Source organism: Pseudoalteromonas sp. CR1 (genome assembly GCF_019392235.1).
In the GTDB taxonomy this organism is placed as follows: Bacteria; Pseudomonadota; Gammaproteobacteria; order Enterobacterales; family Alteromonadaceae; genus Pseudoalteromonas.
In genome coordinates, this window is the sequence record NZ_JAHXRM010000685.1 from 1 (window position 1) to 230 (window position 230).

The window sequence follows — 230 nt, forward strand, 5'->3', positions numbered from 1 at the left end:
TCATTTGCTGGTAGCCGATGCAGCCGCCCAACTTAGGGTGTTCGGCGCAGTCACGGCTGAACAGGTCGGGGTCGAAACGCGCACCGGCGATTTCCAGCACGGTCCAGCCGCCGAGGGAGTGGCCCACCGCTGCAATCTGATGTTGCGCCACCGCGCCAAACAGCTTCGGCTGAGCCAGCACCGCGTCAATCGCGCGGCTCAGGTCGGCCGGGCGTCGCCATAACTGGGCG

At 66.5% G+C, this 230-nt stretch carries 1 pseudogene; it reads right to left on the reverse strand.

The features are described 5' to 3' along the window. Positions 1–230: pseudogene (locus KZZ04_RS21015) on the reverse strand (hypothetical protein); the annotation flags it as partial.